The sequence below is a fragment of the Sphingobium sp. ZW T5_29 genome, assembly GCF_044987515.1.
In the GTDB taxonomy this organism is placed as follows: domain Bacteria; phylum Pseudomonadota; class Alphaproteobacteria; order Sphingomonadales; family Sphingomonadaceae; genus Sphingobium.
The window spans coordinates 53,435-69,353 of record NZ_JBJDRM010000008.1 but is presented as its reverse complement, the minus strand read 5'-3'; the positions used below and the strand labels follow the sequence as shown (position 1 = coordinate 69,353).

Here is a 15,919-nt window from a genome sequence, read left to right as displayed (position 1 = left end):
AAGCCCTACCAGGAAGAACGTGCGGCTAGCAGAAGTTCGGCGAAACGATCGGCCATCCTGGTGAGTTCCTCCGGCGGGACATTGCGCGCCGCCCCTTCCTGCAACTGCCACCCGGAAATGGATGACACCAGCATGTGGGCGACGCTGTCGGGATCGCGAACGGACATGCCGTCCTTGATCGACAATTGCGTGATATCGCGGGATATGAACCCGACCGCGTAAAGATAGCCGACATCGTGCAGGACAGCCGACACGTCGGGAAACCGGTCCTGCGTGACGAACATCAACCGGCACAATGCCTGGACTTCAGGCGATGAAAATGTGTTCGCGATGATGCGGGCATGATGGCGCAGCCGCTCGCCCATATCCTCGGTCAGCAGATGGTCGTGCTGCGCCGCCCGGTCCGACCATTCCGCGACACTGTTGCGGATGACCGCCGTCAGCAGCGCTTCCTTCGACGGATGGCGGACGTAAAGCGTACCCTTTGACACACCGGCGGCGGTTGCGACCGCCTCCATGGCGACATTGTCGAAACCAATTTCCAGAAACATGCGCCGCGCTGTCGTCAGGATGGCCTGCTCGATGGCTTGCACCTGTTCTAACGTGGGTCTGCCGCGTTTGGGTTTAAACATTGAAGCTGCCTGCATCGGGCGTTCGTGACACAAACAGAGGGGGTGGACAAGTTGCACCCGTCCGCCAGAGCGTAATCGGACGAATATGATCGATAATGACTCCATTCGATCAAATAATGTCGCGGCAATGGCGCTCGGAACCGCTTGGATCAGGCGTTACGGGACCGCTCAGCCCTCCATTGCGCCGCGCCATCGCGATGGTGACTTGCCGGTCCATTGGCGAAACGCGCGGCAAAATGACCCGGTATCGCTGAAATGGGCCCGGCGCGCGACTTCGGCGATGGACAGGCGCGGGTCGCGCAACAGATGCGCGGCCAGTTCGCGCCGGGAATTGGCCTTGATCTGCGACAGCGACGTGCCCTCCGCCGTCAGCCGGCGTTTCAGCGTGGCGACGCTGATGCTGAACTGGCGTGCCAGCTCGTTACCCGTCACCGGCGCGTCTCCGCTGGCCAGCATAGACGCATAGAGATGCGAAATTCGGTCCGACAACGGCGTCTGCTTTGACTGCGGCTCCTCTATGTCGAACGGAAAACGCTCCAGCAGCAGGTCCAGCTCATGGTGGTCGCGCACTACCGGACGGTCCAGATAACGGGCGGGAAAGCGCAGGCTGTTTTCCGGCGCATGATGCTCGACGGGATAGGGCAGCAGATAGGCGACCGTCCGCGCGTCCAGCAGCGGCGGATAACGCATCGCCGCGCCCGACAGCGGAATATCCTCCCCGATCAGCCATCCGAACAGCCGGTGGTGAGTGGCAAGTCCCGTCAGGTCGGACAGATAGGCGCAACTGTTTCGCACCTTTCTGATGGTAGCCATGTCCAGCCGGGCTTCGCCGCGCGCGACCGTCAGGGTCAGCCTGCCGGTGCGGGGGGCCATCAGGGCAAAGAAACTGTCCATCCGCGCGATCACGTCGTGCAGCGTCCGGCAGGTGATGATGGCATAGCACATCATGTCGATCCCGCCCTTGGTGATGGAACTGCGGCCTTCCTGTCGCCCGGCCACTTCGTCCAGCAATGCCGTGGCCCGCGCATAAAGGCGGGTAAAGTCCCGGTGCGCGATGCTGTCGCGTTCGTCCGACCGATCGAGCAACACCGCCCTCAAGCTTAAAAGCCCGGCATCTCGCAGGAAAATGTCAGCGTCGCCGCCATATTCGGCGATCATCGCCATCAGGTCGCGCCCGACGCCCGCCGGCACGCGCCCCGGCACCGGCTGCGACAGTTGCTTGTTGGGGGTGAGCGATTTCGTCATGTCCTTTGAGCTTTTCGGCCATATCCTCGCCCGGCGCAATCGGGGAAACAGCGTTGCAAGCATAATTGAAGGAGCGGAATGCGAATGACGGCCGACGAACAGTTGCTGGCGCGGATCGACCGCCTGGAATCACTGGACGCCATTCGCCAGCTTCCGGCCAAATATTCGCTGGCGCTCGACATGCGCGATTCCGACGCCTGGGTCAGCCTTTTTCCCGAAGACGTGCGCGTGGGCGGGGGCAAGACCGGGCGCAAGGCGCTGCGTGACTGGTTCGACGAAACCCATTCGATGCAGTTCGACGGCACATCGCATCATATCGGCGGTCACATCATCGACTTTGACGATCCCGACCATGCGCAGGGCGTCGTCTATTCGAAAAATGAACATGAAACCGGGGCCGAATGGGTCATCATGCAGATGATGTATTTCGACCAGTATGAACGGATCGATGGCCGCTGGTATTTCCGCCGCCGCCTGCCGCTTTATTGGTATGCGACCGATTTGAACAAGCCGCCCATCGGCGACCGCAAGATGCGCTGGCCCGGCCATCCGCCCTATCATGGCAGTTTCCACGATCTGTTCCCCAGCTGGAAAACCTATTGGGCGCGTGAAGGCCGTCCGCATGACGGCCCGGTCGAACCGCCTGCGCCACTGGAAAAATTCATCGAAACCATGCGGCGCGGCGCGCCCTTGCCCAAACCTCGCGTACGGAGCTGATTTGCCAATGACCGATATATTCTCTCCCACGACATTGGGGGACATTACGCTGAAAAATCGCATCGTCATGGCTCCGATGACGCGCGACCGGGCGGGTCCGGGCGATGTCCCGACCGATATCATGGTGGAATATTACCGCCAGCGGGCCAGCGCGGGCCTGATCGTCACCGAAGGCACCCAGCCGTCGCGTGCGGGCAAAGGCTATTTCCGCACGCCCGGCATCCACAGCGTCGATCAGGTGGCGGGATGGCGCAAGGTCGCGGACGCAGTGCATGACGCTGGCGGCAAAATCGTCGTCCAGCTGATGCATGTCGGTCGCGCGGCGGTTCAGGCGAACAAGGACGCGGACGCCGAAACGGTCGCGCCTTCCGCCATCCGCTGCCCTGACAAGATTCCCGGACCCGATGGCGTTCCCGTCGAAACCGCGATGCCGCGCGAGCTGGCGACCGATGAAATTCCGGCGGTCATCGGCGAATATGTCACCGCCGCCCGCAACGCGATTGCGGCTGGCATGGACGGCGTGGAACTGCATTGCGCCAGCGGCTACCTGCCCATGCAATTCCTGTCGACCAACACCAACCAGCGGACGGACCGCTATGGCGGCCCGGTCGAAAACCGCATCCGCTTCGTCGTCGAAACGCTACAGGCGCTGGCCGATGCGATTGGGCCGGGCAGGGTCGGTTTCCGTATTTGCCCCGGCGTCCGCTTCAACGGCATGGACGATGCCGATCCGCACGAAACCTACGCCGCGCTGCTCAGGGCCGTGGACAATATGGGGCTTGCTTACTGCCACCTCATCCACATACCTCTAAAGGGTCAGGATGCGCTTGATCTGGTCAACGCCAACTGGAACGGGCCGGTCATAGAAAATGCCGGCCTGACGCTGGAAAAGGCAAAGGCTGTGCTGGACGAAGGCAAGGCGCAGGCCGTGTCCTTTGGCTATCTCTATATCGCCAATCCCGACCTTGCCGAACGTTTCAGCAAGGGCGCGCCGCTGGCGAAGGCGAATCGCGATCAGTTCTACACCGGCGGCGGCGAAGATCACCGGGGCTATACGGATTATCCGGCGCTCGACGCCTGACAATAAAGACGCGTTTTTAGGAGAGAGAACATGCCCAAGTCATTGGAAGGGCGCACTGCGCTCGTCACGGGCGGCGGACAGGGCGTCGGGCAGGGCGTCGCCCGCGCGCTGGCTCAGGCTGGCGCACGGGTCGCCATCGCCCAGCGCAACGCGGACCAGGGTGAGGAAGCGGCGCGTTATCTGCGCGACACGCACGGGGTCGACGCCTTTTTCATCCAGACCGACGTGACGCAGGCGGCACAGGTGGAATCGATGGTTCAGGCCACCCATTCGCGCTTCGGCAGCCTCGACATCCTGGTGAACAATGCCGGGGCCAGTTTTCCCAAGCGTATCGAAAATCACAGCGATGACGATATGATCGGCTCCTTCGCGCTCAACTATTATGCGGTATTCTGGGCGATGAGGGCGGCTTTCCCGATCATGAAGGCGCAGCGTTACGGTCGCATCATCAACATGGGGTCGCTGAACGGCGTGAACGCGCATATGTTCACCGTTGCCTATAATGCCAGCAAGGAAGCGATGCGGGCGCTGACCCGCACCGCAGCGGTCGAATGGGGTCCGCATGGCATCACCTGCAATATCATCTGCCCTGCCGCCAACAGCCCGCAGGCGGACGACTATTTCGCCGCCAACCCGGAAATGTCAGAGGCCATATTGCAACAAATCCCCGCTGGCCGCTTTGGCGAGGCGGAACGGGACATCGGCCCAGCCGCCGTCTTCCTGGCGAGCGAGGGCAGCGCCTATGTCAACGGCAACACCATTTTCGCGAGCGGCGGGTCGCAGGTGAACGGCGTTGCGTGGCGTCCCCATGTCGAGGATTGATGGCGTGGACAGGCTGAAGGGCAGGCGCGCGGTCGTGACCGGCGGCGCCCAGGGGATCGGCGCGGCCATCGCGACGCGGCTGGCGGCGGAAGGCGCGGTGGTCGCGGTGCTGGACCTTGATGCAGGGTCGGCTGGCGCGGTGCTGCCGTCCCCGCATATCGGCATTGCCTGCGATGTCACCGACACCGCATCGGTAGATGCCGCCTTTGCGCAGGTGAAGGCGCGGCTGGGCGGGGTGGACCTGCTCGTCAACAATGCCGGGCGGGGTAGCGCGCCGGGCGACGGCATGGATCAATTTTACGCGGCGCAGGCTGCGCAGGCGGCGGGCGAGCAGGTCTTCGCCGACCAGACGATCCACTGTTCGGACGAAGGCTGGGCGGGCGTCATGGCGGTAACGCTGGACGGCGTGTTCAAATGTTCCCGTGCGGCGGTGCGGCTGATGGCGGATCAGGGGACCGGCGGGTCCATCGTCAACATCGCCTCTACATCGGCGGTAAAGGGCGACGGCCCGGTGCCCTATTGCGCGGCCAAGGCGGCGGTGCTGGGCATGACGCGGGCGATGGCGCGCGAACTGGCGGCGCGGGGCATCCGGGTGAATGCGGTCAATCCCGGCGCGACCGAAACGCCGATCTACGCCAGCCTGCCTACTGAATTGAAGGATTCCATCGCCGCCGACAGCCTGATGAAGCGGCTCGCCCACCCCGATGAGATCGCCGGAGCGGTCGCTTTTCTGGCGGGTGACGACGGCAGCTTCGCAACGGGCAGCGTCGTCACGGTGAATGGCGGATCGTGGTTTTCCTGACGCGGATTGAAAGGATCGAATATGGGACAATTGGATGGCAAGGTCGCAATCGTGACCGGCGGCGCGCGCGGCGTGGCAAAGGGCATAGCGACGGCCTTCGTCAAGGCGGGCGCATCGGTGCTGATCGTCGACCGCGAAGAGGATCTGGGCCGCGCGACAGAGGCGGAATTGCAGGGGCTGGGCGGGGACGTCGCGTTCCTGGCCGTCGATCTGGCCAATCGCGAAGCGCTGCCTTCCATCGTGACGACGGCGGTGTATCGCTTCGGCAAGCTCGACATATTGGTCAACGCCGCCCAGGCATCGCACCAGCTTCCACTGGTCGACACGACTGACGAAGCGATGAACCTGTCCTTCGACACGGGCTTCTGGCCGACCTTCATCCTGATGCGCGCGGCGCATCCGCATCTGGTCGAAAGCCGGGGCTGCGTCATCAACTTCGGCAGCGGCGCCGCCTTCGACGGGCTTCCCACCCAGGCGTCCTACGCCGCTGCAAAGGAAGCGATCCGCGCGATATCGAAGGTTGCAGCCAATGAATGGGGACCGCAGGGCGTCCGCGTGAACATCGTCTGCCCCTTCGCCAATTCGCCCGGCGTCCAGGCCTGGCGTGAATATGCACCCGCCGACTATGACGCCCAGATTGCCAAGGTATCGCTGCGCCGCATCGGCGATTGCGAAAAGGACATTGGCGCTGCCGTCACATTTTTGGCGAGCGACGCGGCGGCCTATATAACCGGCCAGACATTGATGGTGGACGGCGGCCAGACCAAGGCCTTCTGACCTGCCCGCAGACATGGGCGGCTGACCGTTTTTCGGTCGACCTGCCGCCCATTCTTCCTGCACAAGGGGCTGACGAAGGGCAGGCACATGCCCTGCTTGTAGGAGGCATGATGTCACAGGCTTTGCTCGACCGGGTGGAACTTCAGGATCTGGTGATGCGCTATTGCCGGGGTTGCGACCGCCGCGATTTCGCGCTCGTGCGCTCGCTCTACCATGACGATGCGATCGACGATCATGGCGCGATGTTCAAAGGCGGCCCGGACGAATTCGTCGCCTGGTTGCCTCAGGCCACCGCCCATTGGGAATTGACGCGCCATAGCATCAGCAACAGCCTGTTCGTCATCGACGGCGACCGGGCAGAGGGCGAACATTATGTTGAGGCATGGCATCGCACGCCCGCCCCTGACGCGCGCATTTTCCTCGTTCTTGGCCGCTATCTCGACCGCTATGAACGGCGCGATGGCGTCTGGAAATTCCTCCACCGCAGTCTGGTGTTCGACAATGGCTCGATCATTCCGGTCGATCAGGAAAGCCTGGACCGCATGAGCAAGGATGCACCCGTGGGCCGCGCGGATCGCAGCGATCCGTCCTTTTCCTACCCGATGCTCGCGGGGCTGGCCGCATGAAGGCGGCGGTCTGGGACGGCGCATCCCTGTTCGTCAGCGACCGGCTGACGCTGCGCCCCGTGGGTCCGGGCGAGGTGCGGGTCCGCGTGCTGCGTTCGGGCATCTGCCACAGCGACATTGCGATGATGACCCCGCATCTGCCGATATTGCCGGTCGTGCTGGGGCATGAAGCCGCAGGCGAAGTCGCGGAAATCGGCCCCGGCGTCGAAGGCTGGGCCGTCGGTGACCGTGTGACCGTGGGCACGCAGACGCCCTGTGGCGAATGCCGGGAATGCCTGCGGGGGGAGCCGCATAATTGCGACATCAACTGGGGATTTGCGCCGGGTTTCCCCTTCCTGCTGGACGATCGGCCCGTGGCGTCCTTCGCCAACGTGTCGTCCTTCGCGCAGGAAATCGTGGTGAAGGCGTCGCAGCTGTTTGCCATCGATGATTTGCCGATGGAGCAGGGCGCGCTCATCGGCTGCGCGGTGTCCACCGGCGTCTGCGCGTCGCGCGTGCTGGGGCGCGTCCGCCCCGACGACCGGGTCCTCGTCTTTGGCGTCGGCGGCATCGGCGTCAACGCCATTCAGGGCGCGGCGCGGCTGGGCGCGCATGTCATCGCGATCGACGCCAATCCCGCAAAGGAAGCCGCCGCGCGCCAGTTCGGCGCGTCCGACTTCGTTCTGGCCGACCCCTCGCTGGATGCCGCCGCCGCCGGGGCGCTGCTGGCGCGCGATCATGGTCCTATCGATGTCGTGGTGGAATGCAGCGGCGCGATCGGCGCGATTGAAACTGCCCTTCGATCGATAAAGCGGGGCGGGCGGGTTGTGCTGATCGGCATGTCGCGGCCAGGGTCGCAGGCCGCATTGCCGCTCGACCGGTTCGTGACGGGCGGTGAAGTGATCGCGACGATGAATGGCGGCGCGATCCCCGACCGCGATTATCCCGTGCTGATCGATCAGGTGCGCGATGGCCGCCTGAACGTCGCCGATCAGGTCAGCGGCATCTGGCCGCTCGACCGGATCAATGACGCCATCGCCGCGTTGAAGGCGGGTGAGGTGACCAGAGCGTTAGTGAACCTGACGGACTGATATCTGCGCATTTTGTTTGAAAATCTTTCCATCAGCTGCGAACATATATGATATTCCCGTCATTCGTTACGCAAAGAAGGAACGGCCATGGAGAAGGATAAACAGGCGGACGGCGTGCGGCTGTCCACCGTCTGGCGCGACTTTTGCGATCAGCTGGCGAAGGCGGGCGACATATTGGACCGCCCCAGCGCACCCGCCACGCCCATCGATCAGGCGGAAGGGGTGCGTTATCTGTCCCGCCTCACGCGCACCGCGCTCAACATGCTGGTGGATTCCGCCGACCCGGATTTTCCCCGCATCTTCCTGCTGACCGACGATGCGATCAAGATTGGCGCGGACAATCCCGACAACCTCTATCAACAGGTCGTCGTCCGGGGCGACCGCGACTATCGGATCACGGGCTCGCGCAACAGCGTCCCCTATCTGTCGATCGGGTCCAAGGCCAATCGCTATGCCATCGACGGCACCATGGCTTCGACCGGAGAGATCGAGTTTTCGGACGTTGAACTCGGCCCCGACGGCAGCTTTGAAATCATCGCCAGCAAGACGAAACAACCGGGCAACTGGCTGCCCATGGCCGACGACACGACCCTGCTCATCATCCGCCAAACCTTCAATGACAAGGATAAGGAACAGGCCGCAGAGGTCCGGATCGAACGGATCAGCGACGGGCCGAAACTGCCCGCCGTGCTGACGCCTGATGTGATCCAGGCGCAACTGAACGGCGCGGCGGCGTGGGTGCGGGGGACCTCCAACACCTTTGCGGACTGGTCCGAATGGTTCATGGAACAACCCAACCGCATCTATGACGGCAGGGACCAGTTGACCTGGTATCGCGCGGGCGGCGACCCTAAAATCTGGTACGGCCACCTCTATTACGACCTCGCGCCCGGCGAAGCGCTGGTGCTGGAGGCCAAGCCACCCAAATGCCGTTTCTGGAATTTCCAGCTCGACAATTGGTGGATGGAATCGATGGATCACGTCAACCGCCAGGTCTGGGTGAACGGCGCGCAGGCGAAATATGAAGATGACGGCAGCGTCATCGTCGTGTGCGCCGATCAGGATCCGGGCTTTGGCAACTGGATCGACCTGTCCGGCCATCGGTCCGGCACGGCCCTGTGGCGCTGGATAGAGGCGGACGACCATCCCGTCCCGCAATGCCGCGTCATAAAGCTCTGACCATGGCAGGCGGTGGGGAAGGGCAGGACGACCTCCCCACCCGCATCCGCGCGCTGGAGGATCGGGAAGCGATCCGCGACCTGATCGCCCGCTATGGCCCGCTGGTCGATTCAGGCGACTGCGCCGGGGCGGCGGCCCTGTGGACGCCCGACGGCAGCTATGATGTCGGCGGTTTTGGCCTGTGCCACGGAAGGCAGGAAATCGCCGCGATCCTGGAAGGGGAAACGCATCAGGCATTGATCGCGGGAGGCGCGGCTCATCTGCTCAGCCCGCCCGTCATCGACCTGGACGGCGACCGCGCATCGGCGCGCACCTATTCCGTCGTCTTCCGTCATCGCGACGGCGGATGGGAAGCGCATCGCGTATCGGCCAATGCCTGGACGCTGGTCCGCACGCAGGAAGGATGGCGCGTGGCCCATCGCGTCAACCGATTGCTGAATGGCGATGCGCAGGCGCGCGCGGTCATCGGCGGTCTGGCAGGCGACGACTGGCCTTCCCCTCCCGCCTGAACCCGAAATATGGCACCCCGCTAACCCCTTGGCCTCGCTCCCCCTGTTCACCCAGCCGATAGCTGACTATGCCGGTTCCAGCAAAGAAGCGGGGGCAGGATGCACGCAGAGGCAAAAACGGTGGTGAACGCGCGCGAATTGCGCACCGTGGTGGGGGCCAGCCTGATCGGCACGACCATCGAATGGTTCGATTTCTTCATCTACGGCGTGGCGTCGGCGCTGGTGTTCAACCGGCTGTTCTTCCCATCCTTTGAACCGCTGACCGGCACGTTGCTGGCCTTTTCCACCTATGCGCTCGGCTTTCTCGCCCGGCCGCTGGGTGGGGTCATCTTCGGCCATTTCGGCGACCGGATCGGGCGCAAGACGCTGTTGATGATCAGCCTGCTGGTCATGGGCCTGTCGACGACGGCCATCGGCCTGCTGCCCACCTATGACCAGATCGGCGTCTGGGCGCCTGTATTACTGATCGCCCTGCGCCTGTTGCAGGGTTTCGCCGTCGGCGGCGAATGGGGCGGGGCGGTGCTGATCGTCGCGGAAGTCGCGCCAGCGCGGACGCGGGGTTTCTGGACCAGCTGGCCACAGGTCGGCGCGCCTGCGGGCAACCTGCTGGCGGCGGGCGTGTTCGCCGCATCGTCCGCCCTGCTGCCGGAGGATGATTTTCAGGCCTGGGGCTGGCGCATTCCCTTCCTCATGTCGATCATCCTGGTCGGCGTCGGCTGGTGGTTGCGGCGGGCGGTGGCCGAAAGCGCGGTGTTCGTGCAGGAAGCGGCGAAGGAAGGGCTGGTGCGCTTTCCCGCTGTCGAAGTCATCCGGCGCAAATGGCGCGCGCTCCTGACCGGCGGCGGCCTGCGCTTTGGCGAGAATATCTGCTATTATGTGGTCGCGACCTTCTCCATCACCTACCTGACCGAAATTCGCGGCGGCGACCGGTCCCTGGTGCTGAACGCCGTGCTGATCGGCTCCGCGCTCGAATGCCTGTCCATGCCCTTCTTCGCCGCTTTGTCGGATCGTGTCGGGCGGCGGTGGGTCTATGGCGCCGGCGCCGTGTGCGTCGCGGCATGGTTCCCGATCTTCTTTGGCCTGCTGGACGTCGGCAGCGCATGGAGCGTCGGCCTGGCGGTCACGGTCGCCATGGTCGCGCATGGCGCCATGTATGCGCCGCAAGGAGCCATGATTACGGAGCTTTTTCCGACGCGCCTGCGCTATTCGGGGGCCAGCATCGCCTATCAGGCAACGTCGATCTTCGCTGGATCGCTCGCCCCGATCATCGCGCTGTCGCTTTATAAACTGACCGGCGGGACCGGCGCGGTGGCGGCCTATGTGATCGGCAGCCTGCTCATCACGCTGATCGCCGTCGTCGCCGCGCGTGAGACAAAGGGCGCGGACCTCAGCACCGTGGACTAACCTACCATTCCTTCGCCGGGAAACAAAAAAGGGGGGCCGCAGCCGCGTCCCCCTTTTTCAACTTTGCACGCCGGATCAGGCGGGCTGGTTCACCACCGCGAACTGGCGCTTCAGGAAAGTGCACGCATCAGCCATCGCCTCCTGCGCGCCCGGCAGAAATCCGATCCATGATACAAAGCCGTGGATCATGCCGGGATAACGCTTCATCTCGACCTCGACCCCCGCATCCTTCAGGACCGGCTCATAGCTTTCCGCTGCGTCGCGCGCCGGGTCGATTTCGGCGGTGGCGATGAAGTGGGGCGGCAGGCCCTTGTGGCTCTTCGCCTTGATCGAACTGGCGCGATAATCCTCGTCCTGTTCCGGGCTCTCGATATAAAGTTCATGGAAATAGCGGACATCGTCGGCGCGCAGCACCGGCCCATGTTCGAACTCCGCCATGGACCCGCCTTCGGGCAGGGGGTGGATAGCCGGCCCATACCAGTTGATCACAGCCGCCAGCCGGGGACCGCCTTCTTCCAGCGCCTGGATCGCCATGCCGTTCGCCAATACGCCGCCCGCGCTGTCGCCCGCGACGGCCAGCCGTGACGCGTCGCCATTGATCGATGCGGCATTGGCGGCCGCCCATTGCACGGCGGCCCAGCAATCTTCCGGCGCGGCGGGAAATTTATGTTCCGGCGCAAGGCGATAGTGGACCGAAATCACGATTGTTTCCGCGCCCGCAGCCAGGCCGCGCGCGATCATGTCCTGCGTGTCCAGGTCACCCAGGACGAAACCGCCGCCATGGAAATAGCAGGTGACCGGGAAGGGGCCGCTGCCTTGGGGTGTGTAGATGCGCACCGGCACATCCCCGGCAGGACCGGCTATGCTGCGATCCGCTACCGACGCCAGGGTGACGGGCGGCGGGGGCAGCATGGTGGACGAATCGCGCACTGCCTGCCGCAATTCGTCGATCGACTGGCCGCGGATCGGCGGCCATTCGGGCTGACCGGCGAACATTGCTTCGATCTGTGGGTCGATGGGCATCCTCTATTCTCCTATGTTCTTGTTTCCAGTTCCTGCAGCGCATCGCGCAGCACCTTGCCGCCCGCATTGCGGGGCAGCGCGTCCACCAGCACCACTTTGCGCGGCACTTTGTAATTCGCCATATTCTCGCGCGCCCAGCGGATAATGCCCGCCTCGTCCGCGTCGTTCCCCGGCCTCAGCACGACGAACGCCTTGCCGACTTCGCCCAGTCGATCGTCGGGAACGCCGATCACCGCCGCCGTCTCTATCGCCGGGTGGGCCGTCAGCAGCTTTTCGATCTCGGCGGGGTAGCAGTTGAAGCCGCCGGAAATATACATGTTCTTTTTGCGGTCGGTAATCGCCAGATAGCCGCGCGCATCGATGGTGCCGACATCGCCCGTATGCAGCCACCCATTGGCGTCGATTGCCTCTGCCGTCGCGTCCGGCTCGTCCAGATATCCCTGCATGACCGAATGGCCGCGCACCCAGAATTCGCCGGCCTGACCGCGCGGCACGTCACGCCCCTGATCATCGACGCAGCGCACTTCCATCCCCGGCATGGGATAGCCGCATGTATGGGCAATCGTCTCGGCGTCGTCGCCTTTGCATGTCATGGCGATGACGCCGCATTCGGTCATGCCATAACCGTTCACGACGTTGGTTATGCCCAGTTCGTTCCGCATCCGCTCGACCAGCGCCGGGGCGACGGGGGCCGCGCCGGTGACCGCCGCGCGCAACGACGAAAAATCGCGCCGTTGGTCGCCTGCCAGTTCATGCAGCAGCATGACGTAGATGGTGGGCGGGCCGGGCAGGAAGTTGATGCGGTTGACTTCGATCTGGCGGAACATCTCATTGCCGTCGAACACGGCCATGGGGATGATGGTCGCGCCACGGATCAGGCAGGCCAGCCACCCGGCCTTGTAGCCAAAAGCGTGAAAGAACGGATTGACGATCAGGTGGTTGTCGCCTTCGCGCAGGTCCACGCGCTCGGCCCAGTCGCCAAATGTCTGGACGACCTGCCGATGCGTGGCGATGACCCCCTTGGGCCGTCCGGTGGTCCCCGATGTAAAGATGATGTCGCTCACATCATCGCCTGACAACCGGGTCAGCGCATCGTCCACCGCCGGATCGTCCGCGCCTGTGCCCCGCGCCAGAAACGCGTCGAAATCGCAATCGATACGGATGAAATCCTGCAAGTCCGGCAGGTCTTCACCCGCCAGCAGCGCCTGATAATCCGTCCCCAGAAATTCGCGCGGACCGAACACCAGCCGGGCGTGGCTGCGGCGCAATATGTCGGCGGCTTCCTGCCCCTTGAACCGCGTGTTCATGGGGACGATGGCCGCCCCCGCTATCTGCGCGCCCAGCGCCGCGACGATCCAGTTGCGGCTGTTGGGCGCCCAGATGCCGGTGCGGTCGCCATGGCCCACGCCCTGCGCCAGCATCGCCGACGCGCAAGCCCGCGCATCGGCCCATAATTGCGCAAAGGTCCAGTGATCCTCACCCTCGATCAGGGCGACGCGGTCGGGCCATCGCTCTGCGGCCGTCTTTGCAGTCGCGGGGATCGTTTCAGGCCATGTCCCCGGCTGGTCGATCATTTTCCGCGCGGCTCCCTGGGCAGGCCAAGGCCGCGTTCCGAAATGATGTTGCGCTGTATCTGGTCGGTGCCCGCATAGATCGTGTCGGACCGGCTCATCAGATACATGTTGGGCAGTCCATCGAACCGCTCCTCGCTTGCGCCGATTTCGCCTTCCTGGCCCAGCACGTCCATGGCCAGTTCGCCCAGATCCCGGTGCCACTGCGACCAGTACAGCTTGTAGGTATAGGCCGCGCCGGACAGGTCCGCGCTGCCTTCGCCGTCGGACAGCATGCGCAATCCGTTGTAGCGCATGATCTTCAGCCCCGCATAGGCATGGGCGATCTTCTGCCGGACGATCGGATCGTCGGCCATGCCGTTACGCTTGGCGGCGGCGATGATTTCGTCCAGCTCGATCTTGAAATGCATCTGCTGGGCCAGCGTCGAAACGCCGCGTTCGAACCCCAGCAGCGCCATCGCCACTTTCCAGCCGTCGCCTTCCGCGCCGATCCGGTCGATGGCCAGCGCCTCCGCCCCGTCGAAGAACACTTCGGCAAATTCCGCCTCGCCGGTCATCTGGCGGATGGGCCGGGGGTCGACGCCCGGCTGGTCCATCGGCACCATCAGGAACGACAGCCCCTTGTTGCCGACGCTGCCCGCTTCCGTCCGCGCGACGACAAAGCACCAGTCGGCGATCGTGCCCATCGACGTCCAGATCTTCTGCCCGTCGATGATGTATTTGTCGCCTTCCAGCCTTGCCTTGGTCTTGACGTTGGCCAGATCCGACCCCGCGCCGGGTTCCGAATAGCCCTGGCACCAGATCGCCTTGCCCGACGCGATGTCGGGCAGGAACCGGGCCTTTTGCTCCTCGGTCCCCATCGCGATCAGCGTGGGGCCAAGCAATTCCACGCCCAGATGGCCCGCGCGCGGCGGCCCCTTGGCGCGGGCATATTCCTCGGCAAAGATGATCTGCTGCGCGATCGATGCGTCGCGTCCGCCCCACTGTTCGGGCCAGCCGATGACGCTCCACCGCGCCTCGCCCAGCGCCGCTTCCCAGGCGCGGCGTTCCTCGACATTGTCGACCTGGTTGGTCTGGCCGCAGATCGCCTTGAAGGGGCCGGACAGCTGGGCATTCAGCCAGCTGGCGGCCTCTTCGCGAAAGGCTTTCAGTTCAGGGGCGAAGGCAAGCTGCATGGATCAGGCGACCTCGAACAGACCGGCGGCGCCCATGCCGCCCGCAACACACATGGATACGACGACATATTTGACGCCCCGGCGCTTGCCTTCGATCAGGGCGTGGCCGACCAGACGGCTGCCCGTCATGGCAAAGGGATGGCCGATGGCGATGCCGCCGCCGTTGACGTTCAGCTTTTCCGGGTCGATGCCCAGCGTGCGCTGGCAATAGATCGCCTGGTTGGCAAAGGCTTCGTTGACTTCCCACAGGCCGATGTCGTCGATTTTCAGGCCCGTGCGCTCCAGCAGCTTGGGAATGGCGAATACAGGACCGATGCCCATTTCGTCAGCGCCGCAGCCCGCGACCTGGAACCCGCGATAGACGCCCAGGATGGGCAGCCCTTCCTTCTGCGCGGTGGCCAGGTCCATGACGACCTGCGCCGACGCGCCGTCGGACAGCTGGCTGGCATTGCCTGCGGTGACATGCTTGCCTTCCTTGACGACCGTGCCGTTCTTGAACACGGGCTTCAGCTCCGACAGCTTTTCATAAGTCGTGCCCGCGCGGATGCCTTCATCCTTCGTCAGGGTCAGCTCTTCCTTGCCGGTTTCATTGCCTTCCTTGTCGAACAGCGCCTTGGTGACGGTGATCGGCACGATTTCGTCATCGAACTTGCCTGCTTCCTGGGCGGCGGCGGCGCGCTGCTGCGACTGGGCGGCGAAGCGGTCCTGGTCCTCACGGCTGATGCCATAACGTTCCGCGACGATTTCGGCGGTTTCGATCATCGCCATATAGGCGTTCGGATCGCGCGCCTTGATGAATTCCGAACGGTTGCGGAAAGCGGGATAATGTTTGTCGATGGTCAGCGACACATTTTCCACGCCGCCCGAAACCGCGCAGTCGATTTCATCGGCGATGATGCCGCGCGCCGCGAACGCCAGCGCGTTCAGGCCCGACGAACATTTGCGGTCCATCGAAAAACCGCTGGTCGTGTCCGGCAGCACCGAACCATGGACGGTCAGGCGGCCGACATTATAGCTTTGCGTGTTCCACTGGTTGGCGACGCCCAGATAGACGTCATCCACACGCGCCGGGTCGATGCCCGCGCGCGCCAGGGCGGCGTCCACCACGTGGGAGGACATGAACGGCGCTTCGGTGTCGTTGAACGCGCCACGATAGGCTTTGCCGACGCCCGTGCGGGCCGTGGAGATGATGGCTGCTTCGCGCATGATTTGAAATCCTTATATTCTTCATCGCCGCATCGTCTTCGCGGAAAAGCCCACTCGAGGCAGGCCTTTCCGCACGATGC

General features: G+C 63.9%; 16 protein-coding genes. 10 read left to right on the top strand and 6 right to left on the bottom strand.

Annotated features, from left to right (window positions below; translation table 11 throughout):
- Positions 1-5 precede the first annotated feature (5 nt).
- The gene (locus ACI3KQ_RS08655) at positions 6-632 is read right to left on the bottom strand and encodes a TetR/AcrR family transcriptional regulator (protein WP_404956685.1); all 627 of its coding nucleotides are present in this window, start codon (positions 630-632) and stop codon (positions 6-8) included.
- 168 nt (positions 633-800) lie between these two features.
- Positions 801-1,877, bottom strand: coding sequence for an AraC family transcriptional regulator ligand-binding domain-containing protein (locus ACI3KQ_RS08650; RefSeq protein ID WP_404956684.1), 1,077 nt, complete (start codon positions 1,875-1,877; stop codon positions 801-803).
- Positions 1,878-1,961: 84 nt separating this feature from the next.
- Between ACI3KQ_RS08650 and ACI3KQ_RS08645 the strand changes: the two genes are divergently transcribed.
- From ACI3KQ_RS08645 to ACI3KQ_RS08600, 10 genes are all read left to right on the top strand, one after another.
- Positions 1,962-2,594 carry a nuclear transport factor 2 family protein gene (locus tag ACI3KQ_RS08645; RefSeq protein ID WP_404956682.1) on the top strand — a complete coding sequence of 211 codons (633 nt, stop codon included), beginning with the start codon at positions 1,962-1,964 and terminating at the stop codon, positions 2,592-2,594.
- Positions 2,595-2,601: 7 nt separating this feature from the next.
- Positions 2,602-3,675 carry an alkene reductase gene (locus ACI3KQ_RS08640; RefSeq protein ID WP_404956681.1) on the top strand — a complete coding sequence of 358 codons (1,074 nt, stop codon included), beginning with the start codon at positions 2,602-2,604 and terminating at the stop codon, positions 3,673-3,675.
- A 30-nt stretch (positions 3,676-3,705) separates the two neighbouring features.
- Positions 3,706-4,497 carry an SDR family NAD(P)-dependent oxidoreductase gene (locus tag ACI3KQ_RS08635; protein ID WP_404956679.1) on the top strand — a complete coding sequence of 264 codons (792 nt, stop codon included), beginning with the start codon at positions 3,706-3,708 and terminating at the stop codon, positions 4,495-4,497.
- A complete protein-coding gene (locus tag ACI3KQ_RS08630; RefSeq protein ID WP_404956677.1) occupies positions 4,484-5,299 on the top strand; it encodes an SDR family NAD(P)-dependent oxidoreductase in 816 nt (271 codons plus the stop codon). The genes ACI3KQ_RS08635 and ACI3KQ_RS08630 overlap by 14 nt, the downstream gene beginning before the upstream one ends.
- Positions 5,300-5,320: 21 nt before the next feature.
- Positions 5,321-6,076, top strand: coding sequence for an SDR family NAD(P)-dependent oxidoreductase (locus tag ACI3KQ_RS08625; protein ID WP_404956675.1), 756 nt, complete (start codon positions 5,321-5,323; stop codon positions 6,074-6,076).
- A 107-nt stretch (positions 6,077-6,183) separates the two neighbouring features.
- Positions 6,184-6,702 (top strand): nuclear transport factor 2 family protein, encoded by a 519-nt coding sequence (locus ACI3KQ_RS08620; protein WP_404956673.1) that lies wholly within the window; start codon positions 6,184-6,186, stop codon positions 6,700-6,702.
- Complete coding sequence (locus tag ACI3KQ_RS08615) at positions 6,699-7,772, top strand: alcohol dehydrogenase catalytic domain-containing protein (protein WP_404956672.1); 1,074 nt, start codon at positions 6,699-6,701, stop codon at positions 7,770-7,772. Before ACI3KQ_RS08620 ends, ACI3KQ_RS08615 begins: the two co-directional genes overlap by 4 nt.
- 87 nt (positions 7,773-7,859) lie before the next feature.
- On the top strand, positions 7,860-8,951 hold the full coding sequence (locus ACI3KQ_RS08610; protein WP_404956670.1) for a DUF1214 domain-containing protein: 1,092 nt from the start codon (positions 7,860-7,862) through the stop codon (positions 8,949-8,951).
- A gap of 2 nt (positions 8,952-8,953) precedes the next feature.
- Positions 8,954-9,460: a nuclear transport factor 2 family protein gene (locus ACI3KQ_RS08605; protein WP_404956668.1), complete on the top strand. Its 507-nt coding sequence runs from the start codon at positions 8,954-8,956 to the stop codon at positions 9,458-9,460.
- A gap of 99 nt (positions 9,461-9,559) precedes the next feature.
- Positions 9,560-10,864 carry an MFS transporter gene (locus ACI3KQ_RS08600; RefSeq protein WP_404956666.1) on the top strand — a complete coding sequence of 435 codons (1,305 nt, stop codon included), beginning with the start codon at positions 9,560-9,562 and terminating at the stop codon, positions 10,862-10,864.
- Positions 10,865-10,939: 75 nt separating this feature from the next.
- On the opposite strand, the gene ACI3KQ_RS08595 is transcribed toward ACI3KQ_RS08600, so the two are convergent.
- From ACI3KQ_RS08595 to ACI3KQ_RS08580, 4 genes are read right to left on the bottom strand one after another with little or no spacing between them, the layout of a single operon-like run.
- Entirely contained in the window at positions 10,940-11,887 is a 948-nt protein-coding gene (locus tag ACI3KQ_RS08595) for an alpha/beta hydrolase (RefSeq protein ID WP_404956664.1), read from the bottom strand.
- A gap of 11 nt (positions 11,888-11,898) precedes the next feature.
- Entirely contained in the window at positions 11,899-13,461 is a 1,563-nt protein-coding gene (locus ACI3KQ_RS08590; RefSeq protein WP_404956662.1) for a FadD3 family acyl-CoA ligase, read from the bottom strand.
- Entirely contained in the window at positions 13,458-14,633 is a 1,176-nt protein-coding gene (locus ACI3KQ_RS08585) for an acyl-CoA dehydrogenase family protein (RefSeq protein ID WP_404956660.1), read from the bottom strand. The genes ACI3KQ_RS08590 and ACI3KQ_RS08585 overlap by 4 nt, the downstream gene beginning before the upstream one ends.
- 3 nt (positions 14,634-14,636) lie before the next feature.
- A complete protein-coding gene (locus tag ACI3KQ_RS08580; protein ID WP_404956658.1) occupies positions 14,637-15,839 on the bottom strand; it encodes an acetyl-CoA C-acyltransferase in 1,203 nt (400 codons plus the stop codon).
- Between the last annotated feature and the right edge of the window lie 80 nt (positions 15,840-15,919).